The sequence below is a fragment of the Nonomuraea sp. NPDC005692 genome (genome assembly GCF_040631115.1).
GTDB lineage: Bacteria > Actinomycetota > Actinomycetes > Streptosporangiales > Streptosporangiaceae > Nonomuraea.
Map to the genome: position 1 here is coordinate 640085 of NZ_JBEXYU010000002.1, position 25110 is coordinate 665194.

Annotated in this window: 29 protein-coding genes and 1 tRNA gene; 26 read left to right on the forward strand and 4 right to left on the reverse strand. The window is 70.7% G+C overall.

Annotated elements, in window-relative coordinates:
- The first annotated feature begins 29 nt into the window (after positions 1-29).
- Both ABZ459_RS08100 and ABZ459_RS08105 read left to right on the forward strand, forming a co-directional pair.
- A complete protein-coding gene (locus ABZ459_RS08100; protein WP_357967367.1) occupies positions 30-914 on the forward strand; it encodes a sugar ABC transporter permease in 885 nt (294 codons plus the stop codon).
- A complete protein-coding gene (locus tag ABZ459_RS08105; RefSeq protein WP_357967370.1) occupies positions 914-1798 on the forward strand; it encodes a carbohydrate ABC transporter permease in 885 nt (294 codons plus the stop codon). Before ABZ459_RS08100 ends, ABZ459_RS08105 begins: the two co-directional genes overlap by 1 nt.
- Before the next feature lie 56 nt (positions 1799-1854).
- Here the strand turns inward: ABZ459_RS08105 and ABZ459_RS08110 are convergent, their stop codons facing one another.
- Positions 1855-2592, reverse strand: coding sequence for a methyltransferase domain-containing protein (locus tag ABZ459_RS08110; protein WP_357967373.1), 738 nt, complete (start codon positions 2590-2592; stop codon positions 1855-1857).
- Between the two features lie 116 nt (positions 2593-2708).
- Here ABZ459_RS08110 and ABZ459_RS08115 point away from each other — a divergent pair, with 116 nt between their 5' ends.
- Both ABZ459_RS08115 and ABZ459_RS08120 read left to right on the forward strand, forming a co-directional pair.
- The gene (locus tag ABZ459_RS08115) at positions 2709-3254 is read left to right on the forward strand and encodes an RNA polymerase sigma factor (RefSeq protein WP_357967376.1); all 546 of its coding nucleotides are present in this window, start codon (positions 2709-2711) and stop codon (positions 3252-3254) included.
- Entirely contained in the window at positions 3241-3975 is a 735-nt protein-coding gene (locus ABZ459_RS08120) for a hypothetical protein (RefSeq protein WP_357967379.1), read from the forward strand. Before ABZ459_RS08115 ends, ABZ459_RS08120 begins: the two co-directional genes overlap by 14 nt.
- Here ABZ459_RS08120 and ABZ459_RS08125 read toward each other — a convergent pair.
- Positions 3964-4986: an adenosine deaminase gene (locus tag ABZ459_RS08125; RefSeq protein ID WP_357967382.1), complete on the reverse strand. Its 1023-nt coding sequence runs from the start codon at positions 4984-4986 to the stop codon at positions 3964-3966. The genes ABZ459_RS08120 and ABZ459_RS08125 overlap by 12 nt on opposite strands.
- Positions 4987-5092: 106 nt before the next feature.
- Here ABZ459_RS08125 and ABZ459_RS08130 point away from each other — a divergent pair, with 106 nt between their 5' ends.
- Together ABZ459_RS08130 and ABZ459_RS08135 are read left to right on the forward strand one after the other, a co-directional pair.
- Positions 5093-5677 (forward strand): hypothetical protein, encoded by a 585-nt coding sequence (locus ABZ459_RS08130; RefSeq protein ID WP_357967384.1) that lies wholly within the window; start codon positions 5093-5095, stop codon positions 5675-5677.
- A gap of 41 nt (positions 5678-5718) precedes the next feature.
- Entirely contained in the window at positions 5719-6237 is a 519-nt protein-coding gene (locus ABZ459_RS08135; RefSeq protein ID WP_357967387.1) for a hypothetical protein, read from the forward strand.
- 57 nt (positions 6238-6294) lie between these two features.
- Here the strand turns inward: ABZ459_RS08135 and ABZ459_RS08140 are convergent, their stop codons facing one another.
- On the reverse strand, positions 6295-7503 hold the full coding sequence (locus tag ABZ459_RS08140; RefSeq protein WP_357967389.1) for a pyridoxal phosphate-dependent aminotransferase: 1209 nt from the start codon (positions 7501-7503) through the stop codon (positions 6295-6297).
- A 158-nt stretch (positions 7504-7661) separates the two neighbouring features.
- Here ABZ459_RS08140 and ABZ459_RS08145 point away from each other — a divergent pair.
- From ABZ459_RS08145 to ABZ459_RS08185, 9 genes are all read left to right on the forward strand, one after another.
- A tRNA-Trp gene (locus tag ABZ459_RS08145) sits at positions 7662-7734 on the forward strand.
- A gap of 77 nt (positions 7735-7811) precedes the next feature.
- Complete coding sequence (gene secE, locus ABZ459_RS08150) at positions 7812-8057, forward strand: preprotein translocase subunit SecE (protein WP_125642950.1); 246 nt, start codon at positions 7812-7814, stop codon at positions 8055-8057.
- Between the two features lie 75 nt (positions 8058-8132).
- Positions 8133-8930, forward strand: coding sequence for a transcription termination/antitermination protein NusG (gene nusG / locus ABZ459_RS08155; RefSeq protein ID WP_357967391.1), 798 nt, complete (start codon positions 8133-8135; stop codon positions 8928-8930).
- Positions 8931-9047: 117 nt separating this feature from the next.
- Complete coding sequence (gene rplK, locus ABZ459_RS08160) at positions 9048-9479, forward strand: 50S ribosomal protein L11 (RefSeq protein ID WP_357967458.1); 432 nt, start codon at positions 9048-9050, stop codon at positions 9477-9479.
- A gap of 60 nt (positions 9480-9539) precedes the next feature.
- The gene (rplA, locus tag ABZ459_RS08165) at positions 9540-10259 is read left to right on the forward strand and encodes a 50S ribosomal protein L1 (RefSeq protein ID WP_352325431.1); all 720 of its coding nucleotides are present in this window, start codon (positions 9540-9542) and stop codon (positions 10257-10259) included.
- A 239-nt stretch (positions 10260-10498) separates the two neighbouring features.
- A complete protein-coding gene (locus ABZ459_RS08170; protein ID WP_357967394.1) occupies positions 10499-11326 on the forward strand; it encodes a DUF1396 domain-containing protein in 828 nt (275 codons plus the stop codon).
- Positions 11327-11565: 239 nt separating this feature from the next.
- On the forward strand, positions 11566-12090 hold the full coding sequence (rplJ, locus tag ABZ459_RS08175) for a 50S ribosomal protein L10 (protein ID WP_125642941.1): 525 nt from the start codon (positions 11566-11568) through the stop codon (positions 12088-12090).
- 72 nt (positions 12091-12162) lie between these two features.
- Positions 12163-12555: a 50S ribosomal protein L7/L12 gene (gene rplL / locus ABZ459_RS08180; RefSeq protein ID WP_357967396.1), complete on the forward strand. Its 393-nt coding sequence runs from the start codon at positions 12163-12165 to the stop codon at positions 12553-12555.
- A gap of 145 nt (positions 12556-12700) precedes the next feature.
- Positions 12701-14608 carry a glycosyltransferase family 39 protein gene (locus ABZ459_RS08185; protein WP_357967398.1) on the forward strand — a complete coding sequence of 636 codons (1908 nt, stop codon included), beginning with the start codon at positions 12701-12703 and terminating at the stop codon, positions 14606-14608.
- Here ABZ459_RS08185 and ABZ459_RS08190 read toward each other — a convergent pair.
- The gene (locus tag ABZ459_RS08190) at positions 14595-15008 is read right to left on the reverse strand and encodes a nuclear transport factor 2 family protein (protein ID WP_357967401.1); all 414 of its coding nucleotides are present in this window, start codon (positions 15006-15008) and stop codon (positions 14595-14597) included. The genes ABZ459_RS08185 and ABZ459_RS08190 overlap by 14 nt on opposite strands.
- A 92-nt stretch (positions 15009-15100) precedes the next feature.
- On the opposite strand from ABZ459_RS08190, the gene ABZ459_RS08195 reads away from it, so the two are divergent.
- The 11 genes from ABZ459_RS08195 (at position 15101) to ABZ459_RS08245 (ending at position 24549) form a co-directional block, all read left to right on the forward strand.
- Positions 15101-15667 carry a TetR family transcriptional regulator gene (locus ABZ459_RS08195; protein ID WP_357967404.1) on the forward strand — a complete coding sequence of 189 codons (567 nt, stop codon included), beginning with the start codon at positions 15101-15103 and terminating at the stop codon, positions 15665-15667.
- Between the two features lie 127 nt (positions 15668-15794).
- Entirely contained in the window at positions 15795-16796 is a 1002-nt protein-coding gene (locus ABZ459_RS08200) for an ABC transporter ATP-binding protein (protein ID WP_357967407.1), read from the forward strand.
- A 71-nt stretch (positions 16797-16867) separates the two neighbouring features.
- Entirely contained in the window at positions 16868-17614 is a 747-nt protein-coding gene (locus ABZ459_RS08205; RefSeq protein WP_357967410.1) for an ABC transporter permease, read from the forward strand.
- Positions 17611-18393 (forward strand): ABC transporter permease, encoded by a 783-nt coding sequence (locus tag ABZ459_RS08210; protein WP_357967412.1) that lies wholly within the window; start codon positions 17611-17613, stop codon positions 18391-18393. The genes ABZ459_RS08205 and ABZ459_RS08210 overlap by 4 nt, the downstream gene beginning before the upstream one ends.
- The gene (locus ABZ459_RS08215) at positions 18390-19445 is read left to right on the forward strand and encodes an MCE family protein (RefSeq protein ID WP_357967415.1); all 1056 of its coding nucleotides are present in this window, start codon (positions 18390-18392) and stop codon (positions 19443-19445) included. Before ABZ459_RS08210 ends, ABZ459_RS08215 begins: the two co-directional genes overlap by 4 nt.
- On the forward strand, positions 19442-20434 hold the full coding sequence (locus ABZ459_RS08220; protein ID WP_357967418.1) for an MCE family protein: 993 nt from the start codon (positions 19442-19444) through the stop codon (positions 20432-20434). Before ABZ459_RS08215 ends, ABZ459_RS08220 begins: the two co-directional genes overlap by 4 nt.
- Positions 20425-21414, forward strand: coding sequence for an MCE family protein (locus tag ABZ459_RS08225; protein WP_357967420.1), 990 nt, complete (start codon positions 20425-20427; stop codon positions 21412-21414). Before ABZ459_RS08220 ends, ABZ459_RS08225 begins: the two co-directional genes overlap by 10 nt.
- Entirely contained in the window at positions 21411-22391 is a 981-nt protein-coding gene (locus tag ABZ459_RS08230) for an MCE family protein (RefSeq protein WP_357967422.1), read from the forward strand. Before ABZ459_RS08225 ends, ABZ459_RS08230 begins: the two co-directional genes overlap by 4 nt.
- Positions 22388-23548 (forward strand): MlaD family protein, encoded by a 1161-nt coding sequence (locus tag ABZ459_RS08235; RefSeq protein ID WP_357967425.1) that lies wholly within the window; start codon positions 22388-22390, stop codon positions 23546-23548. Before ABZ459_RS08230 ends, ABZ459_RS08235 begins: the two co-directional genes overlap by 4 nt.
- 6 nt (positions 23549-23554) lie before the next feature.
- The gene (locus ABZ459_RS08240; RefSeq protein WP_357967427.1) at positions 23555-24055 is read left to right on the forward strand and encodes a hypothetical protein; all 501 of its coding nucleotides are present in this window, start codon (positions 23555-23557) and stop codon (positions 24053-24055) included.
- Positions 24052-24549 (forward strand): hypothetical protein, encoded by a 498-nt coding sequence (locus tag ABZ459_RS08245; RefSeq protein ID WP_357967429.1) that lies wholly within the window; start codon positions 24052-24054, stop codon positions 24547-24549. The genes ABZ459_RS08240 and ABZ459_RS08245 overlap by 4 nt, the downstream gene beginning before the upstream one ends.
- The last annotated feature ends 561 nt before the right edge of the window (positions 24550-25110 follow it).

The following is a 25110-nucleotide window of genomic DNA, read 5'->3' on the forward strand; positions in this document are numbered from 1 at the left end:
GCCGGCTCCACCGTCATGGAAGGTTCCTCATGAGAAGGTTGCGCGCCCTCGAACCCCTGGCCTGGATCGGGCCGGCCGTGGTGCTGATCGCGCTGGTCGTGCTCTGGCCCGTGATCGAGATGATCCGGTCGTCGTTCCTCAAGATCAGCCGGTTCGGAGTGGTCCAGGGAAACAACTTCCCGGCCAACTACACGAAGCTGTTCGGCGAGAAGGACTTCGCCGACATCATGATCCGCAGCGTGATCTGGGTGGTCGCGGTCGTCGCGCTCACCGTGCTGATCTCGCTCGCCCTCGCCCAGCTGTTCAACCAGCGCTTCCCCGGCCGCAAGATCGCCCGCTGGGCGCTCATCGCGCCCTGGGCGGCCTCGGTGCTGATGACGGCGATCATCTTCAAGTGGATGCTCGACCCCGAGGTCGGCGTGATCAACCAGATCAGGGTGAAGCTGGGGCTCATCGACGCGATGGGCGGCGCCTCCGCCGACCAGCTCGGTGACGCCTCCAGCGCGATGCCGTGGCTGGTGTTCGTGGCGGTCTTCGTCTCGGTGCCGTTCACGACGTACGCGTTGCTGGCCGGGCTCGCGACCATCCCCGCCGACGTCTACGAGGCGGCCAAGATGGACGGCGCCACCAAGTTCCGGACGTACTGGTCGATCACGCTGCCGCTGCTGCGCCCCGCGCTCACCGTCGCCGCGCTGATCAACGTCATGAACGTCTTCAACAGCTTCCCGATCATCTGGGCGATGACCCACGGCCAGCCGGGCTACTCGACGGCCACCTCGACCATCCTCATGTTCATCCTCAAGAACTCGAACATCGGTGAGTCGGCCGCGATGTCCGTCGTGAACTTCGGCATGGTCATCGTGCTGACCGCGCTCTTCCTGAAGGTGTCGCGCTGGAACAAGGAGGTGGCGTGATGGCCGTGCAGACCATGTCCAAGACCGGTACGCGCCACCACCCCGGCCACCGCGGGCGGGCGCAGCGCCGCATGCCCCGGCTCAAGACCGTGATCGTGGCGGCCGCGGCCTACATCGTCGCGTTCGTCTTCCTGTTCCCGTACCTCGTCATGCTGCTGACCTCGCTGCGGTCGCAGGACTCGCTGCGCGAGGTGACGTTCTGGCCCGACGAGTGGGTGTGGTCGAACCTCGCCAACTTCTGGACCAGCGGCCTGGCCGGGAACCTGTGGGTGACGCTCAAGGTCGCCGGCGGCTCGACGATCCTGGTGCTGCTCGTGGCGCTGCCGGCCGCGTACTACTCGGCCCGGCACAAGTTCCGGGGGCGCACGGCGTTCCTGATCCTGGTGCTGATCACCCAGATGTTCCAGCCCACGGCCATGCTCGTCGGCATCTACCGCGAGTTCTACCAGTTCGGCCTGGTGGACTCGATCTGGTCGCTGATCCTGGTCAACGGCGGGTTCAACCTGGCGTTCGCGGTGTGGATCCTGAACGCCTACTTCGCCTCGATCCCGCGTGAGCTGGAGGAGGCCGCCTTCATCGACGGCAACGGCCGCTTCGGCGCGCTGTTCCGGATCACGCTGCCGCTGGCCATGCCGGGCGTGATCACCGCGCTGATCTTCACGTTCATCGCGGCGTGGAACGAGTTCGTGGTCGCCCTGACCCTGACCACGACCCCGGCCAACCAGCCGCTCACGGTCGCGCTCAACTCGTTCATCGGCCAGTACCAGGTGGACTGGCAGAACCTCTTCGCGGGCTCGGTGATCGCCACCATCCCGGTGATCATCCTGTTCGCGCTGATCGAGCGGAAGGTCGTCGGCGGACTGACCGCCGGCTCGATCAAGTAGAAAACGTCCGGCCGCCACCAACCCACCGGGTGGCGGCCGGGCTCACTTCCGGGGGCTCACTTCTGCGGGACGCGGGCCACGCAGAACACCGTCTGGCCGAACGGCGGGGTGATGAACCGCTCGATCAGCCGCGTGGCCGGGACCACCGTGCGGTCGTAGATCTTGACCAGACGCGGGTCGGGGTAGCCCACGCCGCCCCGCCGGACCGCCGCCCACCAGGCGATGCCGCCCAGGAAGTTGATCGGCTTGAGCACGTCGACGTCGAGCCCCGCCTTGGCCACCGTGGCGCGCAGGGTCTTGGGCGTGTAGCGCTGGACGTGGCCGACCTTGCGGTCGAAGTCTCCGTAAAGCTGCATGTAGCCGGGCACCCAGATGATGATCCGGCCGCCGGGCAGCGTGACGCGGGCCAGCGAGCGCAGCGCCTCGGCGTCGTCCTCGATGTGCTCCAGCACGTTCATCATGACGACGGTGTCGACCTTGTCCTTCAGCGGGATCTCGGTCGGCAGGCCGAACTGCAGGACGTCGATGTCGTCGCGGCCCTCGAAGCGCTTCTCCAGCTGCTCGACGCAGTAGGGGTCGAAGTCGCTGACGACCAGGCGGTCGAGCCGCGGCAGGAACTGCTCGGCGAAGTGGCCCAGCCCGGAGCCGATCTCCAGCATCGAACGGCCGACGTGCGGGGCGACCATGTCGAACTCGTACTGCCGATAGTTCTTGGCCTCGTCCCCACCCAGGTGGTTCTCCAGGGCCTCGTCACCGGCCGCCGGTTGCACTACACGGTCATACCCAGAAGACATAGTCCCGTTCCTTTGAGGGGCAGACGGATTGCACGAGTCTAATGCCCCTGAGGATGACCTGATGCGTGAAACACCCTTCCCCGGGCGCGGGCGGATGCGATGGAATCTGACACGCCATGGACGACGACGAGGCGATCACCCGCTCGCTGGACGGTGACCTGGGGGCCTACGAGGTCCTGGTCGCCAGGTACAGCGCGCTCGCCCATCGCACCGCCGCCATGCTCGGAGCTGGCGACGAGGCCGAGGACGTCGTGCAGGAGGCGTTCGTCAAAGCTTTCCGACATCTGTCCGGGTTCCGGCGGGACGCGCCCTTCCGTCCCTGGTTGTTGCGGATCGTGGCCAACGAGACGCACAACCTGACCCGGGCCCGCGGGCGCCGCTCCGACCTCGCCGTACGGCTCACCGCCGCCGACCCCGCCGGCCCCGTCGCCCCTGACGACCCGGCTGGCGCGGCCGTCGCCACCGACCGGCGGGCCCGGCTGCTGGCGGCCGTACGCGGCCTGCCCGAGCGGGAACGCCAGGCGGTCGTGTGCCGGTACTTCCTGCAACTGTCGGAGGCGGAGACGGCCCAGGTGCTCGGCTGGCCGGTCGGTACCGTCAAGTCCAGCACCCATCGGGGGCTGGCCCGGCTGAGGGAGGAGGTGGGCGGTGAACTCGCATGACCCCTTCGACGACCTGGAAGCCGAGCTGACCGCCCTCGGCCCCCTCCTCGACACCCCGTCCCCGCCGCCGGACGACGTCGCCGCCGCCGTGCGCGCCCGCCTGGAGCCCCAGCCTCAGAAGCATGGGCGGCGGCGGGCGCGGCGGGCGCGGTGGCGGATCGTGGCGGCCGTCGTGCTGGCCGTCGTCGCCGTGACGGCCGCCACCCCCCAGGGCCGCGCCGCCGTGGCCCGGATCCTCCGCCTCGCCGGCGTCGAACTGCAGCTCGGCGACACACCGCCCACCCCGGTACGGACCACCGCGAACCTCCCCGGCGAGCACCCGGTGGACCCGGACGACCTGCCCGGCCTGGTGAGGTTCCAGGTCAGAACACCGTCCGAGCTCGGCCCCCCTGACCGCGCCACCATCGCCGACCAGGGCCGGCTCGTGTCGATGTTCTGGCCGGACGGCGTCCGGCTCGACCAGTTCCAGGGCGGCGTGGACCCGTTCTTCTTCAAGAAGCTCGGCCCGCCCTGGCCCGACTACGTCGAGATGGCCGGGACCACGGCCTGGTGGATCCCCGGCGCGCACCCGCTCGGCTACATCCGCCGCCAGGACGGCACCGAGATCCCCCTGCGCCAGGCCGCCCCCACCCTCGTCTGGCAGCGGGACGCGCTCACCTACCGCCTGGAGGGCGCCGGCGCCAAGGAACGGGCGGTGCGGATCGCCGAGTCACTCCGCTGAGCCGGTCAGCCAGTCGTCCACGCCCTTGAGCAGCTCCTTGCGCACCGGCTCCGGCGCGGTCGAGGACCGGATCGACTGCCGGGCCAGCTCGGCGATCTCGGCGTCGGAGAACTCGTAGACCTCCCTGGCCAGCTCGTACTGGCGCAGCAGCCGGGTGCCGAACAACAACGGGTCGTCGGCGCCCAGCGCGATCGGCACCCCGGCGTCGAACAGCCGCCGCAGCGGCACGTCCGCCGCCCGCTCGGCCACGCCCAGCCCCACGTTGGACGTCGGGCACACCTCGCAGCAGATCTGCCGGTCGGCCAGCCGCTGCATCAGCCACGGGTCCTCGGCCGCCCGCACGCCGTGCCCGACCCGGTCGGCGCCCAGGTCGTCGATGCACTGGCTCACGCTGCGCGGCCCGAGCAGCTCGCCGCCGTGGGGCACGGCCAGCAGGCCGCCGCGCTTGGCGATGCGGAAGGCCCGCTCGAAGTCGCGCGCCGCGCCGCGCCGTTCGTCGTTGGACAGGCCGAAGCCCACCACACCCTGGTCGGCGTACTGGGTGGCGAGCCTGGCCAGGGTGTTCGCGTCGAGCGGATGCCTGGTCCTGTTGGCCGCCACGATCACCGGCATGTGCACCCCGGCGTGCTCGGCGGCCTGCCGCGCCGCGTCGAGCATCAGCTCCAGCGTGGCCGTGAGCCCGCCGAACCGCGCGGCGAACCCGGACGGGTCCACCTGGATCTCCAGCCACCGGGAACCGGCCGCCGCCTCGTCCTCGGCCGTCTCGCGCAGCAGCCGGTAGACGTGCTCGGGACGGCTCAGCACGGACCTGGCGATGTCGTACAGCCGCTGGAACCTGAACCAGCCGCGCTCGTCGGTGGCCCGCAGCCGCGGCGGCCAGTCCTGCTCCAGCGCGTCGGGCAGGTGCAGCCCCTGCTCCCTGGCCAGCTCGATCAGCGTCGAGTGCCGCATGGAGCCGGTGAAGTGCAGGTGGAGATGGGCTTTGGGCAGCGTGTGCAGGGGCCGGTGCATTTCCATATTTTGCCACTGGCCCCAGGTGCGGATTCGCATGTCGCCGAAGGCTGCGGGACCGGCATCGGCACGGTAGAGATCGCCCGGATCGGGGGATCAACCGTCCATGATCCCTGAGGGTGCGGGCGTCGCGGGGCAGGGCCGGCGCGCGCTGCTCGCCGGCCTGGCGTTCGCGGTGACCGCTCTCGCCATCTACGCCCTGTTCCACTCGGGTTTCGGCCGTCCGCACCCGCCTTCGGCGGGTTCGGCGTACGTGCCCGCGCCGCCCCTGAAGGCGCCGCCCCGGCCCGGCGCGGCGGCGGCGCGGCCCGAGCCCCCGCTCGCGGTCGTCTCCGACGACCTCTGGCTCACCTACCTGCCACGCGGCCTGCGCCGCAGCGGCGGCGGCCCGGTCGCCCCCGACGGCGCCCGGGCCCGGTACGGCACCACGAAGCGCTACGTGGAGGCCCAGGTCGAGCACGGTACCGTGGCCGCCGACTGGGACACCTACCGCGCGCACGCCGGCGTGCTGGACCCCCGCGAGACCACGATCCGGGGCCGGCCCGCGGTCGTCGGCGCGCATCCGGGCGGCGGCAGGGTGATCGCCTGGCTGGAACGCCCCGGCACGGGCGCCTGGATCCGGGTGAGCGACTCCCTCGGCGGCGAACTGCTGCCTATTGCCGCCTCGGCCCGTGCTCCTGTAGGAGACTAGGAGCCTTTTCCCTGGTTGATCCCACGAGTCATGGGGGGACGATGCGGCGCCCGGCAGCGGTGTTCATCACGTTCGCGCTGGCCGCAGGCACGGGCGGGTGCGGCGGCGACACGCCGCGACCGCCCAGCACCACCCCGCCGCCGCCGTCGGCGAGCGAGCCGGCGACCGTGGAACCCGTCACGCTGGCCTGCGGATCGACCAGGCTGGAGATCCCCGGCGCGCCCCCGCCGCTGGCCCGCGCCGGCACCTTCGGCCGCCTGGCCGCGCTCGCCAGGCGGCTCACGGTCAGGGGCGTGATGTGGCGCGACGACGAGGACGAGCAACTGCGGGTGGGCGTGGTGTGCGGCGTGCGGACGGCCGAGCAGTTCGCCACGCTGGTGGCCCGGTCGACCCTGACCGCCTACCGCGGCAAGCCCGCGCTGCGCTGGACGAGCCGCGACGGCCTGCGCAACTTCATGTGGCTGGAGAGCCCCGGCACGGCCGTCTACCTCGCCGCCACGCCCGGCATGACCGCCCAGCTACGCCAGACCGCCGCCGCCGTCAGGCACGCCGCCTCCTGAACCGGCGAAGGCGCCCCGCCGGACCCAGGAAGGCCGGCAGGGCGCCCCGTGAACCGCTCAGTGAGCCTCGGACAGCAGCTTGGCCATCCGGCTGACGCCCTCGACCAGATCGTCGTCACCGAGGGCGTAGGACAGCCGGAAGTAGCCGGGGGTGCCGAACGCCTCGCCCGGCACGACCGCCACCTCGGCCTCCTCCAGGATCAGCTCGGCCAGCTCCGCCGACGACCCGGGCCGCCGGCCGCGCAGCTCCTTGCCCAGCAGCTCCTTGACCGACGGGTACGCGTAGAACGCCCCCTTCGGCTCCGGGCAGAACACGCCCGGGATCTCGTTGAGCATCCGCACCATGGTCTGGCGCCGCCGGTCGAAGGCCGACCGCATCTCGGCCACGGCCGACAGGTCGCCGGACACCGCGGCCAGCGCGGCCCGCTGGGACACGTTGGCCACGTTGGAGGTGGCGTGCGACTGCAGGTTGGAGGCGGCCTTGACCACGTCGGACGGGCCGATCAGCCAGCCCACCCGCCAGCCGGTCATCGCGTACGTCTTGGCCACGCCGTTGAGGATCACGACCCGGTCGCCCAGCTCGGGCACGGCCGTGGCGATGCTGGTGAACTCGGCGCCGCCGTAGACCAGGTGCTCGTAGATCTCGTCGGTGACCACCCACAGCCCGTGCTCGGCCGCCCACCGGCCGATCGCCACGGTCTCCTCACGCGAGTAGACCGCGCCCGTCGGGTTGGACGGCGAGACGAACAGCAGCACCTTCGTGCGTTCGGTACGGGCCGCCTCGAGCTGCTCGACGCTCGCCAGGTAGCCCGTGGACTCGTCGGTCACCACGTCGACCTGCACGCCCCCGGCCAGCTTGATCGCCTCGGGGTAGGTCGTCCAGTAGGGGGCGACGACGACGACCTCGTCGCCCGGGTCGAGCAGCGTGGCGAACGCCTCGTAGACGGCCTGCTTGCCGCCGTTGGTGACGAGCACCTGGGACGGCTCGACGGAGTAGCCGGAGTCGCGCCGCGTCTTGTCGGCGATGGCCTGCTTCAGCTCGGGAAGGCCGCCCGCCGGCGTGTACTTGTGGTTGCGCGGGTCGCGGGCCGCCTCGACCGCCGCCTCGACGATGTAGCCGGGCGTCGGGAAGTCGGGCTCGCCGGCGCCGAAGCCGATGACCGGGCGGCCGGCCGCCTTCATCGCCTTGGCCTTGGCGTCCACCGCGAGCGTGGCGGACTCGGAAATCGCGGAGATTCTTGCGGAGATACGGGGTCGCGTGGACATGCCTCCCATGCTCCCACGCGGGCGTGACCTGGGCGATCAGGTTTGGGTTCGACGTACCGGGCAATCCCCCGTATGCTTTCGCCTGGTCCTTCCGCCGCATGTCGGCGAGCGGTTCGGTCCAGGCAGTGAGTCAATCAGGGTAGTGTGGTTGACGACATAGGGCACTGGCGCAATTGGTAGCGCACCGGTCTCCAAAACCGGCGGTTGGGGGTTCGAGTCCCTCGTGCCCTGCGAGTGCGGTCCGCGCAATAATGGCGTGTAAGCGCGCCGCAAAACTGCGTTGGATACGACAGATTCAGGTGAGGACTGTGGCGATCGACACGCGCGGCGAGACCGCAGGCAAGCCCAGTGGCGAAAAGAAGACACGCACTTCACCTGCCCTTTTCTACCGGCAGGTCGTCAACGAGCTCCGCAAGGTCATCTGGCCGACACGCAAGGATCTCATCACCTACACCACGGTCGTTCTGGTATTCGTTCTGATCATGGTGGCGATCGTTTATGGGCTCGACGCCGCTCTGGGCTGGGCCGTCCTCCGCGTCTTCGGCGGGGAGTGATCCCGCCTAGCTCGACACCGTGTGGTGTCGGCTGACGGCGACACCATTCGATTCGAGGAAATGAGGAAAGGTCACGTGTCCGAGTCTTCTGTTCCGGCCGAGGAACCCCGCGACGAGCGGGGCGACGACGAGCTGGGAGAGGCCACCGACGAATGGGGCGACGAGCTGGGTGAGGCTCGCGACGAAGGCGTCGAGGCGGCTCTCCAGGAGGCCGACGAGACCGACGAGGTCGAGGAGTCGGAGGAGGCCCCCGCCGACGCGGAGGCCGAGATCCTGCCCGACGTCGACCCGGTCGAGGAGTTCAAGAGCTCCCTGCGCGGGCTCCCCGGCGAGTGGTACGTGATCCACTCCTACGCCGGCTACGAGAACCGCGTGAAGTCCAACATCGAGAGCCGCAACGTGTCGCTCAACATGGAGGACTACATCTACCAGGTCGAGGTGCCCACGCACACCGTCCAGGAGTTCAAGAGCGGCAAGAAGGTCCCGGTCAAGGAGCGCGTGCTGCCCGGCTACGTCCTGGTGCGCATGGAGCTGACCGACGAGTCCTGGGCCGCCGTGCGCAACACGCCCGGCGTGACCGGTTTCGTCGGCCTGTCCAACAAGCCGTCCCCGCTCAGCCTCGACGAGGTCGCCAAGCTGCTGGCGCCCGAGCCGACCGAGGAGAGCAAGAAGGCCACCACCAAGGCGGCCAGCGGCCCCACGGTCGAGTTCGAGATCGGCGAGTCCGTCACGGTCATGGACGGCCCCTTCGCCACCCTGCCCGCCTCGGTCAGCGAGATCAGCCCCGAGTCGCAGAAGCTCAAGGTGCTCGTCTCGATCTTCGGTCGTGAGACCCCGGTCGAGCTCTCGTTCAACCAGGTCTCGAAGATCTAAGACGATCACCTACACTTAGACGTTCGGTCGGCCGCCTTTCGCGAAGGGTGGCCTTCCGACATGTCCGGGCGCATCCGCGTCCGGACAGCATCACGATCAGGACCCGGAGAAGGACTCATGCCTCCGAAGAAGAAGATCGCGGCGCTCGTCAAGGTCCAGCTCCCCGCTGGCCAGGCCACGCCCGCTCCGCCGGTCGGTACCGCCCTCGGTCCCCACGGCGTCAACATCATGGACTTCGTCAAGCAGTACAACGCTGCGACGGAGGCCCAGCGGGGCAACATCATCCCCGTTGAGATCACCATTTTCGAAGACCGCAGCTTCACCTTCATCACGAAGACGCCCCCGGCGCCTGAGCTGATCAAGAAGGCCCTGGGTCTCGACAAGGGCAGCGCCGTCCCCCACAAGGAGAAGGTCGGCAGGCTGACGCGCGAGCAGCTGCGCAGCATCGCCGAGACCAAGATGCCCGACCTCAACGCCAACGACGTCGAGGCTGCTGAGAAGATCATCGCCGGCACCGCCCGGTCGATGGGCATCACGATCGCCGACTAAGACCTTTCCCAGATCCGTGGGAGGGCCGGGTCCCGGCCCGCGTACCACAAGGAGACAGACATGAAGCGCAGCAAGGCGCACAAGGACGCGGCGGCCAAGGTCGACCGCGACAAGCTCTACACGCCCGCCGACGCCGCGAAGCTGGCCAAGGAGACGTCGACCACCAAGTTCGACGCCACCGTGGAAGTGGCGCTGCGGCTGGGTGTCGACCCTCGCAAGGCCGACCAGATCGTGCGCGGCACGGTCAACCTCCCGCACGGCACCGGTAAGACCGCCCGGGTCCTGGTCTTCGCGACCGGTGACCGTGCCGAGGCAGCCCGCGAGGCGGGCGCCGACATCGTCGGCGCCGACGAGCTGATCGACGAGATCGCCAAGGGCAACCGGCTCAACGAGTTCGACGCCGTGGTCGCCACCCCCGACCTCATGGGCAAGGTCGGCCGTCTGGGCCGCGTGCTCGGCCCGCGCGGTCTCATGCCCAACCCCAAGACCGGCACCGTGACGCCCGACGTCGCCAAGGCCGTGACGGAGATCAAGGGCGGCAAGATCGAGTTCCGCACCGACCGGCAGGCGAACCTGCACTTCATCATCGGCAAGACGTCGTTCCCCGAGCGTCAGCTCATCGAGAACTACGCCGCCGCCCTTGACGAGGTGCTGCGTCTCAAGCCGTCGGCGGCCAAGGGGCGTTACCTGAAGAAGGTCACCTTCTCCACCACCATGGGCCCCGGCGTCCCCGTCGACCCCAACCTCACCCGTGGCCTGACCGCCGAGCTCGACGCGTAACGGCTGCACGTTCTTCGAAAGGCCCCCGCCTGTCTCAGGCGGGGGCCTTTCGGTTCGTCCGGGTGCCTTCGAGCGCCGGGTCGGAACCGTTTCGTCCGGGATTTCCGGCGTGGATGATCTCTCCAGGTGAGCGGGGTTGTGCAGAAATCGTGCACAGCTTGTCGGGGAGAACCCTGGGTTTTCCCCGAATTATGCGGGGAAGTCGCCACGACGGGACAAGCCAACCGTAGGGTCAAAACATGCTGAAGCGCAGGATAAGTCTCGCCACCGCCGCGGCCGGAGCTGCTCTCATCGCGGCCACGGTCGCCGGGTGCGGTACGAACGTGCAGCCCATCCAGGTCAACCTGGCCGCCTCAGAGGTGCTCGCGCAGGCCGCGCAGAAGACCGCAGAGGTCACCAGCTACACGGTGGACGCCGTCGCGAACGTCACGCACCCCCAAGAAGGCAACGGCAAGGTGCAGGGACGCATGCTCTACCAGAGCAAGCCCCAGCTCGCCGTCGACCTGACCCTCGACACCGTCGACATGGGCGGCCGGAACCTGCCGGGCGGCGTGCGCGCCGTCCTCCAGGGTGACACCGTCTACGTGAAGGTCGAGGCGCTCAAGCAGCTCGTCGGCGCGACCAAGCCGTGGATCAAGGTCGCGCTCAACGAAGTGGGCGACCAGAACCAGGTCAACCAGTACCTCAGCCAGATCCAGCAGTTCGACCTCGCCAACGTGACCAAGCTGGTCACCGTCTCCAAGGACGTGAAGCAGGTCGGCACCGAGAGCGTCAACGGCGCGGACACCACCCACTACAGCGGCACGTTCCCCGTGGACGCCGCCGTCGGCCAGCTGCCCGCCGACAAGCAGCAGCAGGCCAGGACGAACCTCGCCGAGCTCAAGGACGTCAAGTTCGACATCTGGGTGGCCGGCGACGGCCTGCCCCGCAAGCTCACCCTGAACGGCTCCAAGGAGGGCGCGACGCTGGACGCCACGCTGCTCTTCAAGGGCTTCAACGAGCCCGTGAAGGTCGAGGCCCCGCCCGCGGACCAGGTCGGTGAGCTGCCGAAGACGACCGTCAACTGAGAACCGATTTGGAAACTCGGCGACCAGCACGTACTCTGGTCGTTGCCGAAGACCGCCGGTCGTCGTCAGGTGCATCAGTCCTGGCGACCGAAGGATCCACGTTCTGTGGACGGCCCGCGCAGGTGTGATGCGAGTTTCCCATATGGTGCAGTTCCATATGTGAGCCCCGTGCGCCCCTGCGCCCGGGGCTGTTCTCATTTCCAGGGCCCTTCGCCGGCGGCACACCTGGAAGGAGGCCCATGGCGAGGGCGGATAAGGCGACAGCCGTTGCCGAGCTCAAGAGCGAGTTCGAAGGCAGCAGCGCCGCCGTTCTGACCGAGTACCGCGGTCTCACCGTCGCTCAGCTCAAGCAGCTGCGCGTTGCTCTTGGTGAGAATGCGAAGTTCGCCGTGGCGAAGAACACCCTGACCAAGATCGCGGCCAACGAAGCCGGTCTGTCGTTCCCCGACGACCTGCTCACGGGCCCGACCGCGATCGCCTTCGTCAACGGCGACGTTGTCGAGGCGGCCAAGGGTCTGCGTGACTTCGCCAAGGCCAATCCCCTTCTGGTGATCAAGGGTGGTGTGCTCGACGGTAAGACGCTCGACGCCACCGAGATCACCAAGCTCGCCGACCTCGAGTCCCGCGAGGTCCTCCTCGCTAAGCTCGCCGGTGCCCTCAAGGCGAAGCAGAGCGCTGCCGCCGCGGTTTTCGCCGCGCTGCCCACGCAGATGGCTCAGCTGGCCGACGCCCTTCGTGCCAAGCGCGAAGAAGCGGGCGAGTAACACGGGGGTTGCCGCAACTTCCGCGGTCCCGTTCCTAGTTTTCTGCAAGTCCTAAACGTAAGGAAAAGCATCATGGCGAAGCTCAGCAACGACGAGCTGCTCGACGCGTTCAAGGAGATGACCCTCCTCGAGCTGTCCGAGTTCGTGAAGAACTTCGAAGAGGTCTTCGACGTCAAGGCCGCCGCCCCCGTCGCGGTTGCCGCCGCCCCCGCCGCCGGTGGCGGTGGCGAGGCCGCCGCCGTTGAGGAGCAGGACGAGTTCGACGTCATCCTCGAGGCCGCCGGCGACAAGAAGATCCAGGTCATCAAGGAGATCCGCGCCCTCACGTCCCTGGGCCTCAAGGAGGCCAAGGACCTGGTGGACGGCGCTCCCAAGCCGGTCTTCGACGGCAAGGTCAACAAGGAGCAGGCGGAGAAGGCCAAGGCTGCCCTCGAGGGCGCCGGCGCCACCGTGACCGTGAAGTAACTTCCCACTTCACACAGCTCTTCGGAAGAGGCGGACACACCCTGGTGCCGGGTGTGGCCGCCTCTTTTCGCATGTAACGGGACGGCTCACGCGATTCTCATCCGCGTCTCATCGCCCGGCCAACGGGCCTGCCTAGCGTGCAGGTGTGCTGAGCGAAGCGAGATCCCGGATGGCGTCGGCCGTGCTGCTCCTCGGCGCCGGAGTCCTCTACGTGTGGGGGCTCGGGGCGTCGGGGTGGGCCAACTCCTACTACTCGGCGGCCGTGCAGGCCGGGAGCCAGAGCTGGAAGGCGTTCTTCTTCGGGTCGTCCGACGCCGCCAACGCGATCACCGTCGACAAGACCCCCGCCTCGCTCTGGCCGATGGAGCTGAGCGTACGGATCTTCGGCCTGAACTCCTGGGCCCTCCTCGTGCCCCAGGCGCTCATGGGCGTCGGCGCGGTGGCCATGGTGTACGCGACCGTGCGGCGGCTGTTCCCCGTCCGGGCGGCGCTGCTGGCCGGGGCCGCGATGGCGGTCACGCCCGTGGCCGTGCTGATGTTCCGGTTCAACAACCCCGACGCCCTGCTGGTGTTGTCGCTGACCGTCGCCGGGTACTGCGTGACGCGGGCCAGGGAACACGGCTCGACGCGGTGGCTCGTGGGAGCGGGGGCGGTGATCGGGTTCGCGTTCCTGGTCAAGATGTTGCAGGCGTTCCTCGTGGCCCCGGGGTTCGCGCTGGTCTTTCTCGTCACCGCGCCGGGTGCCCTTCGGCGGCGGGTGTGGCAGCTCCTGGCGGCCGGGGCGGCGATGGCGGTGGCGGCCGGGTGGTGGCTGGTGGCCGTGGCGCTGGTGCCGGCGTCGGAGCGGCCCTACATCGGCGGCTCGCAGACCGACAGCGTGCTGGAGCTGGCGCTCGGCTACAACGGCATCGGACGGCTGAACGGCGACGACTACGGCGGCCTCGGGAACCTGGACCAGCAGGCCGGCTGGCTGCGGCTGTTCGACAGCGAGGCGGGCGGGCAGATCTCGTGGCTGCTGCCCGCGGCGCTGGCGCTGCTGGTCGCGGTCACCTGGCTCACCCGGCGGGCGCCCAGGACCGATCCGGTGCGGGCCGCGGTGTGGGTGTGGGGGAGCTGGCTGGTCGTGACCGGGCTGGTGTTCAGCCTGATGCAGGGGATCTTCCACGCGTACTACACCGTCGCCCTGGCACCGGCCGTCGCGGTGCTGGTCGGGATGGGGACGGCCGTGGCCTGGGAGCGCGGGGCGCACCGGCTGCTCGCCATGGTGGCGGCGGGGACGGTGGTGTGGGCGTACGTGCTGCTGTCCCGTACCGAGGGGTGGAACGCGTGGCTGGGGCCGGTCGTGGTGGTTGTCGGGCTGGGCGCGGCGCTGGTGTTGTTGTTCGCACGCCGGGCCGTGGTGGGGTTGGTGGCCGTGGTGGCGTGCCTGGCGGGGCCGGCGGCGTACGCGGTGGACACCGCCGCGACCCCGCACACCGGCGCGATCCCGACGGCCGGCCCCGCCACTGCCTTCGGAGGGCGACCTGGCCCGACCACCGGCGGTGCCTTCCGCGACCAGGCGGGCACCGGCCCCGGGCTGCCCGGCACGGTTCCCGGCGGGCCCGGCGCCGGCTCGCCGGGCGCCGGCCCCGGGTGGCGCGGTGGCGGCGGAGGGAGGCCCGGTGGCTTCCAGCGCTCGGAGCGGGCCGGCGGCCTGCTGGACGCGGGGACGCCGCCGGCCGAGCTGACCGCCCTGCTCAGGCAGGACGGCTACACCTGGACCGCGGCGACCGTCGGCTCGAACAACGCCGCCGGTTACCAGCTCGCCACCGGCCTGCCCGTGATGGCCGTCGGCGGCTTCAACGGCACCGACCCCGCCCCCACCCTCGACCGGTTCAAGCAGCACGTCGCCCAAAGGCGGATCCACTACTTCATCGGCACCGGCATGGGCGGCTTCGGCAGCCCCGGCACCGGCGGCAGCGGCGAGGCGGCCCGGATCGCGGCCTGGGTACAGGACACCTTCACCGCCACGACCGTCGGCGGCATCACCGTCTTCGATCTCACCCGGAAGTGATCCCGGCTTCGTGGGCCGCCTCCCGGACCTTGGCGATGGCGCTCGCGTCCATGAAGTCCTTGCAGTGGACGATCCGGCCGCCCCTGATCCGCAACATCAGCAGCCCCGGGACGGTGATCGCCCGCTCGCCCACCTTGACGTGCGCGTTCTGCTCGACGACCACCACCTCGGGATCGTCCGTACGGTGCAACGCGACCCGCTCCACCTCCTGCGGCACGGCGGGGGAGACGCCCCAGGCCGCCCGGTAGCCCGCCCGCACCGCCTCCCGCCCCTCGTACGGCGGCAGCCCGCCGAACGGGAACTCGTGCCTCCCGTCCTTCGCGTACAGGTCGGCCAGTTCGTCGGCCGACTTGCGCAGCATCGCGCCGTGGAAGGCGCCGACGATCTCCTCGACGGTCATGACCACAACCCCTCACATCTCGCTCAACGGTCGTTGACTCAACGAGCGTAGAGCGAATCCGAGCGAACGGTCAACACAGGTAGAGTCGGACCGTGAGCGAGCGAGTGCTTCCCCGTGCCGAACGGCGGCGCAGGACCGAGGGAAGGATCCTCGACGCGGCCAGGGCGCTGTTCGCCGAAGTCGGCTACGAGCGCGCCACCATCAGGGCGGTCGCGAAGTCCGCCGAGGTGGATCCGGCCCTGGTCATGCAGTACTTCGGCAACAAGCAGGAGCTCTTCAGGGCCGCCGTGCGCGCCACGCCCGCCCCCGAGGCCGCCACCACCCCCGAGGAGCTGGTCGAGCACCTGCTCCGCACCCTCGACGTGAAGATGGGCGAGCTGCCCCAGGGCTCGCTGGCGATGATGCGTTCGATGCTCACCCACCCCGAGGCGGGCACGGCGGCCCGCGAGGCGCTCGCCCGGCAGATCGACCGGCTCGCCGCGGCGATCCCCGGCGAGGACGCCCGCCTGCGCGCGGCCCTGACGACCACGATCCTGCTCGGCGTGACCGTCGGCCACCAGCTGCTCGAACTGCCCGAGCTGCGCGACGCCCCGCCGGACCACATCGCCCGGCTGCTGCGCCCGAGCCTGCGCGCCCTTACTGGACCTGACGTCTCATAACCGCCGGGTAACAAGTTATTGGAACCGGTTCCAATTCCTCGGAACGCCGCTACCGTGAGTCCATCCTGGAAGTAAAGTGTGCGGCACGTTATCCCCTGAGTGCTCCCTGTGATCGGGAAGGTGGCCAGTGGGCGTCGAGGTCGTGGTCGAGGGGTTGACCAAGTCGTTCGGTCGGCAGGTCATCTGGGAAGATGTCTCGCTCACGCTGCCCGCGGGTGAGATCTCGGTGCTGCTCGGCCCGTCGGGCACCGGCAAGTCCGTGTTCCTCAAGGCGCTGGTCGGCCTGCTGCGTCCCGACCGCGGCCACATCTGGATCGACGGCCACGACCTGGCGAGCTGCCCCGAGCGCAAGCTCTACGAGCTGCGCCGGCTGTTCGGCGTGCTGTTCCAGGACGGCGCCCTGTTCGGCTCGCTCAACCTCTACGACAACATCGCCTTCCCGCTGCGCGAGCACACCAGGAAGACCGAGGCCGAGATCCGCCGGATCGTGATGGCGAAGATCGACCTGGTCGGCCTGGTCGGCGCCGAGGGCAAGCTGCCCGGCGAGATCTCCGGCGGCATGCGCAAACGCGCCGGCCTGGCCAGGGCGCTGGTGCTCGACCCCGAGATCATCCTGTTCGACGAGCCCGACTCCGGCCTCGACCCGGTCCGCACCGCCTTCCTCAACCAGACGATCGTCGACATCAACGCCGACATCGAGGCCACGTTCCTGATCGTCACCCACGACATCAACACCGCCCGCACGGTCCCCGACAACATCGGGCTGCTGTTCCGCCGCGAGCTGGTCATGTTCGGGCCGCGCGAGATGCTGCTGTCCAGCGACGAGCCGGTGGTGCGGCAGTTCCTCAACGCCCGCAGGCACGGCCCGATCGGCATGTCGGAGGAGAAGGACATCTCCGAGCTGGAGGCCGAGGCCCAGATGGGCCACGACCCCGGCGGGCTGCCGCCGATCCCGCCGCAGCTCATGCCGAGCGGCAATGTGCTCCGCCGTTCGCAGCAGCCGCCCGGCCGGTGGCTGGCGGCCCACGGCGTGATCCCGCCGCAGGGCTCGTTCGTGGACGAACGCGGCCGCAACTGGCTGGAGGAGTACCCCCGGCTGATCAACGCCCACGCGGACGGCGTCGCCTAGATCATGAATCCGACCGAGACGTACCTCCTCGCGGCCTTCGACGGTGACTGTCCGCGTCCGATCGGCCGCATATGGTGACGGCAGAGGTCGGGCGGTTCGTCGCCATGTCGCTCGACACCGCCAGGGCCGCCGCGCGACGGCCCTTCCAGGTGCGCGAGCTCGTCCGGCAGGCGTGGTTCATCGTCAGCGTGAGCGCCCTGCCCACCGCCCTGGTCGCCATCCCCTTCGGGGCCGTGCTCGCCATGCAGACCGGCAACCTCATCCGCCAGTTCGGCGCCCAGTCCTTCACCGGGGCCACCGCCGTGCTCGGCATCGTCCGCGAGGCGGGCCCGGTGGTGACCGCGCTGATGATCGCGGGCGCGGCCGGCAGCGCGATCTGCGCCGACCTCGGCGCCCGCCGGATCAGGGACGAGATCGACGCCATGGAGGTGCTCGCGGTCGACCCGCTCCACCGGCTCGTCGTGCCCAGGGTGGCCGCCTGCGCGCTGGTCGCGCCGCTGCTCAACGGCCTGGTCGTCACGGTCGGGCTGGTCGCCGGCTACCTGTTCAACGTGGTCGTCCAGGGCGGCTCGCCCGGCGCGTACCTGCAGTCGTTCAACGCCCTGGCCGAGGTGTCCGACCTGTGGGTCTCGGAGGGCAAGGCGCTGGTCTTCGGCGTCACGACGGGGCTCGTCGCCGCGTACAAGGGGCTGAGCGCGGCGGGCGGGCCCAAGGGTGTGGGGGAGGCGGTCAACCAGGCCGTGGTGTTCGCCGCCCTGCTGCTGTTCGCCGAGAACTTCCTGATCAGCGCGGTCTACAACGAGCTGGTGCGGTCATGAGGGCGCTCGACCGGCAGGGCGAGTTCTACGCCAGGGCGATCAGGGCCCTTCCGGCCGGCGCGCGCTACCGCCGGGAGGTGCTCAGGCTGCTGGCCGAGGTCGGGCTGGGCAGCGGCGGCCTGGCGGTGATCGGCGGCACGATGACGATCGTCGCCTTCATGACCTTCTTCACCGGCACCGAGGTCGGCCTGCAGGGTTACACCGGCCTCGACCGCATCGGCGGCTCGGCCTTCACCGGCTTCCTGTCCAGCTACGTCAACACCCGCGAGATCGCCCCGCTGGTGGCCGCCATCGGCCTGTCGGCCACCGTGGGCTGCGGGTTCACCGCCCAGCTCGGCGCAATGCGGGTCGGCGACGAGGTCGACGCGCTGGAGGTCATGGCGATCCCGCCGGTGCCGTTCCTGGTCACCACGCGGCTGATCGCCGGCTTCGCCGCCGTCATGCCCCTGTACGTGCTCGGCCTGCTCGCCTCCTACCTCGCCACCCGCCTGATCGTCACCGTGCTGCACGACCAGTCCACGGGCACCTACGACCACTACTTCGAGCTGTTCCTGTCGCCCTACGACGTGTTGTGGTCCTTCGGCAAGGCGATGGTCTTCGCCGTCCTGGTGATCCTCATCCACTGCTACCACGGCTTCCACGCCACCGGCGGGCCGGCCGGGGTCGGGGTGGCGGTCGGGCGGGCCGTACGCGCGGTGCTGGTGACGGTGAACGTCGCCAACCTCCTGCTCGGCCTGGCCATCTGGGGCACGACCACGACGGTGAGGCTGGCCGGATGAGACACGGCGCCGCGCTCGTGGCGATCGTCGCCGCCTTCACGGCCCTGACGCTGGCCGTCTACACGAAGGCGTTCTCCACCGCCCGGCACGTCACGCTGCTGCTGCCGGCCGCCGGGCTCCAGCTCGACCGCCGGGCCGACGTCAAGGTCAACGGGGTCGTGGTCGGCGAGGTGGCCGACCTGGCGCCCGCCGAACACGGCGCCCGCATCACCCTGGCCCTCGACCACGACGTCGACCGCGCCTCCACCGCCGAGCTACGCGCCAAGACCCTGTTCGGCGAGAAGTACGTCGCCCTGATCCCGCCCAGCTCGCCGCGCGGCCCGCTGCGCGACGGCGACGTGCTCAGGTCCTCGGCGGCCGCGGTGGAGATCACCGAGATCCTCGACCGCCTGCTGGCCCACCTGCGCGCCGTCCACCCCGAACGCCTGAACGCCGCCCTGAACGCCCTGGCCACCGCCCTGGACGGCCGCAGCGCCCGGCTCGGCACGACCCTGGACAGAACCGACGCCTACCTGCGCCGCCTCCAGCCCCACCTGCCGGCGCTGAGGCGGGACATCGCCAAGCTCGCCGACGTCACCGCCCGGTACGGCCAGGCCGCCCCCGACCTGCTGCGCGCCCTCGCCAACAGTGCCGCGATCAGCCGCACCCTCACCGCCGCCCCCATCGCCCCGGCCACCGCAGCCGTCACCCGGGCCGCCACCGCCACCGACCGCCTGCTGAACACCAACGAGCCGGGCATCGTCGGCCTGCCGCACGTCGTCCGCCCGGCCCTCGACGTGGCCGCCCATCACGCGCCCGTCATCCCGTGCGTCCTGCGCGGCCTCGACCGCCTCCGGCCGCTGCTGGACAACGCCTTCGGGCACGGCAGCGCGAAGGCGGTGCTGGAGATCGTCCGGCCGGCGCGCCCGTACGAACCGGGCAAGGACACCCCGCGCTACGCCGACCGCAGGGCCCCGGCCTGCTACGGCCTGCCCGACCACGCGCCCGTGCCCTTCCCGGGGGTGCGCTTCGACGACGGCACGGCCGACCTGGCGAGGCTGATGCTGCGATGACCACGCTCGGGCCGGCGCTCAAGCTGGCCGCCTTCGCCCTCGTCACCACCCTGTGCGTGGCCACCCTCGCGATCACGATCTCGGGCGCCCGCTTCACCGCCGCGGTCGTCTACCACGCCCTGTTCACCGACGCCTCGGGGCTGCGCGAGGGCGACGAGGTCCGCATCGCCGGCGTGCGGGTGGGCCGGGTGGAGAGCGTCACGCTGGCGGGCGTCCAGGCCGAGGTCGCCTTCTCCGTGCGGCGCACCACCGCGCTGCCCCGCGCGGTCGTGGCCGCCGTCCGCTGGCGCAACCTCGTCGGCGACCGCTACCTGACGCTCTCCACCGGCCCCGGCGGCCCCGGCCTGCTCCCGCCGGGCGCCCGCGTCACCGACACCCGCCCGGCCCTCGACGTCACGGCCCTGTTCAACGGCTTCAGACCGCTGCTCAACGCCATCCGCCCCCAGGACGTCAACAAGCTGAGCTGGCAGATCGTCCAGGTGCTCCAGGGCGAGGGCGGCACGGTCGAGGCCCTGCTCGGCCACATCGCCTCCCTCACCGGCACGCTCGCCGACCGCGACGCCGTGATCGGCCGCGTGATCGCCAACCTCGGCGCGGTGCTCGGCGAGATCGCCGGCCGGGAGCACGACTACGACCGCCTGCTGATCGACCTGCGCGCCCTGATCGGCGGCCTGGCCGGCGACCGCGAGGCCATCGGCGACTCGCTGGCCACCCTCGACCGCCTCACCGCCGTCACCGGCGACCTCGTCCGCAGGGCCCGGCCCGACCTGCGCGCGAGCGTCCGGCACGCGGACGGGCTGCTCAAGGCGCTCAACGCCAGGAGCGCCCTGGTCGAGGACACCCTCGCCCGCGCACCCGACCGCCTCGGCCGGCTCGTCCGGGCCTCCTCCTACGGGTCGTGGTTCAACTTCTACCTCTGCTCGCTCACGGTCAGGAGCGGCGGCGTACGCACTCCGAAGATCGTCAACGGGAGCCCGCGATGCCACTGACCCCCTTCAGGAGACGCGACCCCGTGCCGCTGGGCGTCGGCGGCATCGTCGTGGCCCTCGCGCTGGTCGTGGCGGCCCTGGTGGTCGGCGGCCTGCCGCGCGGCAGCACGTACTCGGCCGCGTTCGCCGACTCGGCGGGCCTGCGCGAGCACGACGACGTGATGATCGCCGGGGTCAGGGTCGGGGAGGTCACCGGGGTCGATCTCGAAGGCGACCACGTCCGCATCGACCTGCGGGTGGCCGACGACGTCCGGCTCGGCTCGCTGACCAGGGCGGACATCCGGATCAAGACCCTGCTCGGCGCCCATTTCGTCATGCTCGTGCCCGAGGGCGGCGGCCGGCTCCAGGGGCAGATCCCGCTGTCGCGCACGAGCGTCCCCTACGAGGTCGCGCCCGCCGTCGCCGACCTGGGCGCAGCCGCGGGACGCGTCGACGAGCGGGCCCTGGCCGCGGCCATGACCGTGTTGTCGCAGACCATGGAAGGCTCCTCGGCGGAGATCCGGGCCTCCCTCCGGGGGCTCGGCAGGCTCTCGCGTACCGTCGCCGCCCGCGACGCCCGCCTGCACGACCTGGTCGGCCACGCCCGTACCGTCACCGGCCTGCTGGCCCGCCGGAACGCCGACCTCCATGGCCTGGTCACCGACGGCGACCTGCTGCTGCGCGAGGTCTCCGCGCGGCGGGCCGTCGTCCACGGGCTGCTGGTCAACACGGTGGTGCTGGCCGGGCAGATCGACGGGCTGGTCGCCGACAACAGGACCACGTTGAGACCCGCCCTCGAACGGCTGCGCTCGTTCGTCGCCGTGCTGCGCCGCCAGGAGGAGAGCCTCGACCGGTCGCTGGCCCTGCTCGGGCCGTTCGCCCGGCAGCTCGCCGACGCGACCGGCAACGGGCGCTGGTTCGACACGATCATCCAGAACCTGGTCCCGCTGCCCGCCTCGATCCGGCCGCCCGACCCCCTGCCAGAAGGACCCGTGCGATGAGAGGCCCGCTCGTCCTGGCGCTGCTGCTCCTGACCGTGGCCGGCTGCGGCTTCGAGGGGGTGGCCTCGCTGCCGCTGCCCGGCGGCGCCGACCTGGGCGAGCGGCCGTACGCGGTGACCATCCGGTTCGCCGACGCGCTCGACCTGGTGCCGCGCTCGCCGTGCAAGGTCGACGACGTCACCGTGGGCGAGGTCACCGGCGTGGAGCTGGGCGCCGACTGGCGGGCCGACGTGGTCTGCGAGGTACGCGGCGACGTCGCCCTGCCCGACCGCACGTCGGCGGCGATCTCGCAGACGAGCCTGCTGGGGGAGAAGTTCGTCAAGCTGCTGCCCGCCGGACGCGGACGGCTGAGCGGCCCGATCCCGGTGGCCCGTACGAGCACGACGGCCGAGGTCGAGGAGGTGTTGTCGGCCGCCTCGCTGCTGGTCGACGGCGGCGGGCTCGACCAGGTCGCCACCATCAACCGCGAGCTGGCCGACGTGCTCGACGGCCGCTCGGCCCGGCTGAAGGACCTGCTGCGCAGGCTCGGCGCGTTCGCCGCGGGGCTCGACGGCTCCAAGAAGCAGATCGTCCGGCTGATCGACGCCCTCGACGGCCTCACCGGCACCCTGGCCGCCCAGCGCGCCACGATCAGGGCCACCGCCACCGAGATCGGCCCGGCCGTCACCCTGCTCAAGGGCCAGCGCGCCGGCCTGACCGCCATGCTCGCCGCCCTCGACCGGCTCGGCCGCACCGCCACCCGCGTCGTCGAGCGCTCCCAGGCCGACACCCTCGCCGACCTCCGCCACCTGCGCGAGCTCCTGCTCAACCTCGACCGGGCGCGCCACAGCGTCGCGTCGGGGCTGGCGACCGCGATCACGTTCCCGTTCCCGGGATCGGCCTCGTCCATGCTGCGCGGCGACTACGCCAACGCCGACCTGACCGTCGACGCCTCGCCCGGTACCACGCTGCGCAACCTGCTCGGCGGTGCGCGATGACCGTCAGGCTGCTGGCGTTCGCGCTGATCGGGGTGGTGGCGGTGGCGTACACGCTGGTCAGGTACGCCCGGGTAGGCGCCGACCTGTTCGACCCCGCCTACCGGGTCACGGTCGAGCTGGCCGACGCGGGCGGGCTGTTCGACGGCTCGGAGGTGACCTACCGAGGGGTGCCGGTCGGCCGGGTGGAGTCGCTGGCGGTGGCGGGCGACGGCGCGCGGGCCGTGGTCAGGCTAGGGGTCGGCGACCCCGTCCCGGCCCGCGGCCTGCTGGCGGTGGTGGCCAACCGGTCGGGTGTGGGGGAGCAGTACCTGGACCTGCGGCCCGCCGGGGGCGCGGGGCCGTACCTGCGGGAGGGGGACGTGATCGACCGCGCGCACACGCGGCTGCCGGTCCCCACCGCCCAGCTGCTCGGCGACACCGACCGCCTGCTGACCTCGGTCGACCCGCACGACCTGGAGACGGTCGTGACCGAGCTGGACAAGGGGCTCGGCGGCAACGGGGCCGCCCTGCGACGGCTGGCCGACGCGGGCGAGAAACTGCTCGGACAGGCCGAGAGGGTGCTTCCCGAGACGGTCGCGGTCCTGCACGACGGGGAGACCGTGCTCGACGCTCAGCGGGCTTCTGGGGGCCATCTGAAGGCATTCGCCGCGAATCTGGCGAGCTTGACGGATTCGCTCCGGAACGGTCGCGGCGACCTCGCCCACGTGATCGGCCGCACCCCGCGCGCGGCCGAGTCGCTCGAACGCCTGACCGACGGCGTCGCGCCCCACCTGCGCCCGCTGCTGACGCACCTCGTGATCGGCGGCCGTACGGTCTCGGCCAGGGTCACCGCCCTCCGGCAGCTCCTGATCGGCTACCCGGCCGCGGTCGCGGGCGCCTTCTCCGTGGTCGACCGCGACGGCCTGCACTTCGGCCTCGACCTCGACCTCAACGTGCCCAGGCCCTGCACCCGGGGCTACGAGGGCGTACGCAGGCGACAGCCCCACGACGTCAGCACCCGGCCGCCCGACCCCGAGGCGTTCTGCAGGGAGCCGCGTGGCAGCGCGACCGGGGTGCGCGGCGCCCGCAACGCCCCGGCTCCCCAACCGCCTCCGTCGATTCCAGGGCTTGCGGAGTGGCTCGCGGGTTATGATCCGGCGACCGGCCGGAAGGGGTGAGCACAGGTGGGAGCGCTTCCCGCACGCCCGGCACGCATCCTCGTGGCCGCCCTCAGCGTGACGCTGGCGGCGCTCGTCGCCGCCGGCGTGTGGATCTCCCTCCAGGCGCGTGACGCGCAGGCCCTGGCCGACGACAGGCAGGCCGCGCTGCTGGCGGCCGGCACCCACGCCAAGAACCTGGTCTCGCTCGACTACAAGACCGCCGACGCCGACGTGCAGCGCATCCTCGACACCTGCACGGGCGGGGCCAGGACCGGCTACCAGGCCATCGCGGGCAAGCTCAAGAGCACCACGGTCGCCAACAAGGTCGTCCAACACGGCGTCCTGCGCGCGACCGGCCTGGTGTCGATGTCCGGCGGCACGGCGAAGGTGCTGGTGGTGGCCGACGCCGAGATCCGCTGGGACGGTTCCAAGAGCCCGCCCCAGGAGCGCTTCTACCGCTGGACGATGGACGTGACCAAGGTCGGCGGCGTCTGGCTGGTGTCGAAGGTGGTGCAGGTGGTGTGAGAACCGTCACTGTGGTGCTGCTCGGCGTCCTGGTGATCGTCGCGGGCGTGCTGGTCCCCAGGATGTGGTTCGACCTGCGTGACCTGCGGGGAGCCGAAGGGGCCGCGGCCGAGGCGATGGCGACGGCCCGGCAGGTCGCCCCCGACATGTTCTCCTACGACTACCGCTCGGTGGAGGCCGACCTGGCCAGGGCCGGGGCGTACACGACGGGCGAGCTGACCAGGCATTACAAGGAGCTCACCACGTCGCTGGTGTCCAAGGCCAAGGCCGAGAAGACGGTCCGCACCGCGGCCGTGGTGGACGCCGGCGTCGAGCGCGCCACGCCCGACAGGGTCGAGGTCCTGTTGTTCGTGAACATGGTTACGGTAAAAGTAGTGCCGAACCAGGACAGGCCCCAGCAACAGGTGACCCAGAACCGAGCCCGGTTCGTCATGGTCAGGCAAGACGGGCGATGGCTGGTCGAGGGGCTGTCCACGCTGCTGGGAACGGCCTGAGCCGCCGGGCGTGCCGCTACCTTCAATTGTTACCAAAAATCAGGTTTGGCGAAGCCCTTGATAGGGGTACTCCAGTCACAGCTACATCGGTGGTCGGCATGGGTTCGACCCCCGGGGTGACGGAGCGTTAACCGCCCACGATCGCGGGTATCGTCTTGGGCCTGGCGGTAGGCGCCCGATCACACTGGGGAGAAAACCCAGCGTCCGGGCCTCTAGGCGGCTAAAAGTCGGGCTCGCGGGCTTGACGTTTGCGGCTGAACGGGCGATGCTGCGACCAACGTGGAGCATGCAGCGAGAGCGAAGTGGACAGGCGTGTGCCGTTCGGCTACACTGCCCCTTTGCGCTGCCCTTTGACGACCCGTGATGCTTGCTCACGTTGCGAGGTTGTCTGGCGTGCGTGTAGTCAGTCCGCCGCGAGCCCTCGGAAGGACATCTGTTGGCAGCCTCGCGCAACGCCTCCGCCGTACCCGCTGGTCCCCGTCGCGTCTCTTTCGCGCGCATCCAGGAGCCCCTCGAAGTTCCTGATCTTCTCGCTCTGCAGACCGAGTCGTTCGACTGGTT

Excerpts from the sequence above, each read along its gene's own strand:
- ABZ459_RS08100 (WP_357967367.1), top strand. The coding sequence starts at position 30 with ATGAGAAGGTTGCGCGCCCTCGAACCCCTGGCCTGGATCGGGCCGGCC.
- ABZ459_RS08105 (WP_357967370.1), top strand. The coding sequence starts at position 914 with ATGGCCGTGCAGACCATGTCCAAGACCGGTACGCGCCACCACCCCGGC.
- ABZ459_RS08110 (WP_357967373.1), bottom strand. The coding sequence starts at position 2,592 with ATGTCTTCTGGGTATGACCGTGTAGTGCAACCGGCGGCCGGTGACGAG.
- ABZ459_RS08115 (WP_357967376.1), top strand. The coding sequence starts at position 2,709 with ATGGACGACGACGAGGCGATCACCCGCTCGCTGGACGGTGACCTGGGG.
- ABZ459_RS08125 (WP_357967382.1), bottom strand. The coding sequence starts at position 4,986 with ATGCACCGGCCCCTGCACACGCTGCCCAAAGCCCATCTCCACCTGCAC.
- ABZ459_RS08130 (WP_357967384.1), top strand. The coding sequence starts at position 5,093 with ATGATCCCTGAGGGTGCGGGCGTCGCGGGGCAGGGCCGGCGCGCGCTG.
- ABZ459_RS08135 (WP_357967387.1), top strand. The coding sequence starts at position 5,719 with ATGCGGCGCCCGGCAGCGGTGTTCATCACGTTCGCGCTGGCCGCAGGC.
- ABZ459_RS08140 (WP_357967389.1), bottom strand. The coding sequence starts at position 7,503 with ATGTCCACGCGACCCCGTATCTCCGCAAGAATCTCCGCGATTTCCGAG.
- rplK (WP_357967458.1), top strand. The coding sequence starts at position 9,048 with ATGCCTCCGAAGAAGAAGATCGCGGCGCTCGTCAAGGTCCAGCTCCCC.
- rplA (WP_352325431.1), top strand. The coding sequence starts at position 9,540 with ATGAAGCGCAGCAAGGCGCACAAGGACGCGGCGGCCAAGGTCGACCGC.
- ABZ459_RS08170 (WP_357967394.1), top strand. The coding sequence starts at position 10,499 with ATGCTGAAGCGCAGGATAAGTCTCGCCACCGCCGCGGCCGGAGCTGCT.
- rplJ (WP_125642941.1), top strand. The coding sequence starts at position 11,566 with ATGGCGAGGGCGGATAAGGCGACAGCCGTTGCCGAGCTCAAGAGCGAG.
- rplL (WP_357967396.1), top strand. The coding sequence starts at position 12,163 with ATGGCGAAGCTCAGCAACGACGAGCTGCTCGACGCGTTCAAGGAGATG.
- ABZ459_RS08190 (WP_357967401.1), bottom strand. The coding sequence starts at position 15,008 with ATGACCGTCGAGGAGATCGTCGGCGCCTTCCACGGCGCGATGCTGCGC.
- ABZ459_RS08205 (WP_357967410.1), top strand. The coding sequence starts at position 16,868 with ATGGTGACGGCAGAGGTCGGGCGGTTCGTCGCCATGTCGCTCGACACC.
- ABZ459_RS08210 (WP_357967412.1), top strand. The coding sequence starts at position 17,611 with ATGAGGGCGCTCGACCGGCAGGGCGAGTTCTACGCCAGGGCGATCAGG.
- ABZ459_RS08215 (WP_357967415.1), top strand. The coding sequence starts at position 18,390 with ATGAGACACGGCGCCGCGCTCGTGGCGATCGTCGCCGCCTTCACGGCC.
- ABZ459_RS08220 (WP_357967418.1), top strand. The coding sequence starts at position 19,442 with ATGACCACGCTCGGGCCGGCGCTCAAGCTGGCCGCCTTCGCCCTCGTC.
- ABZ459_RS08225 (WP_357967420.1), top strand. The coding sequence starts at position 20,425 with ATGCCACTGACCCCCTTCAGGAGACGCGACCCCGTGCCGCTGGGCGTC.
- ABZ459_RS08230 (WP_357967422.1), top strand. The coding sequence starts at position 21,411 with ATGAGAGGCCCGCTCGTCCTGGCGCTGCTGCTCCTGACCGTGGCCGGC.
- ABZ459_RS08235 (WP_357967425.1), top strand. The coding sequence starts at position 22,388 with ATGACCGTCAGGCTGCTGGCGTTCGCGCTGATCGGGGTGGTGGCGGTG.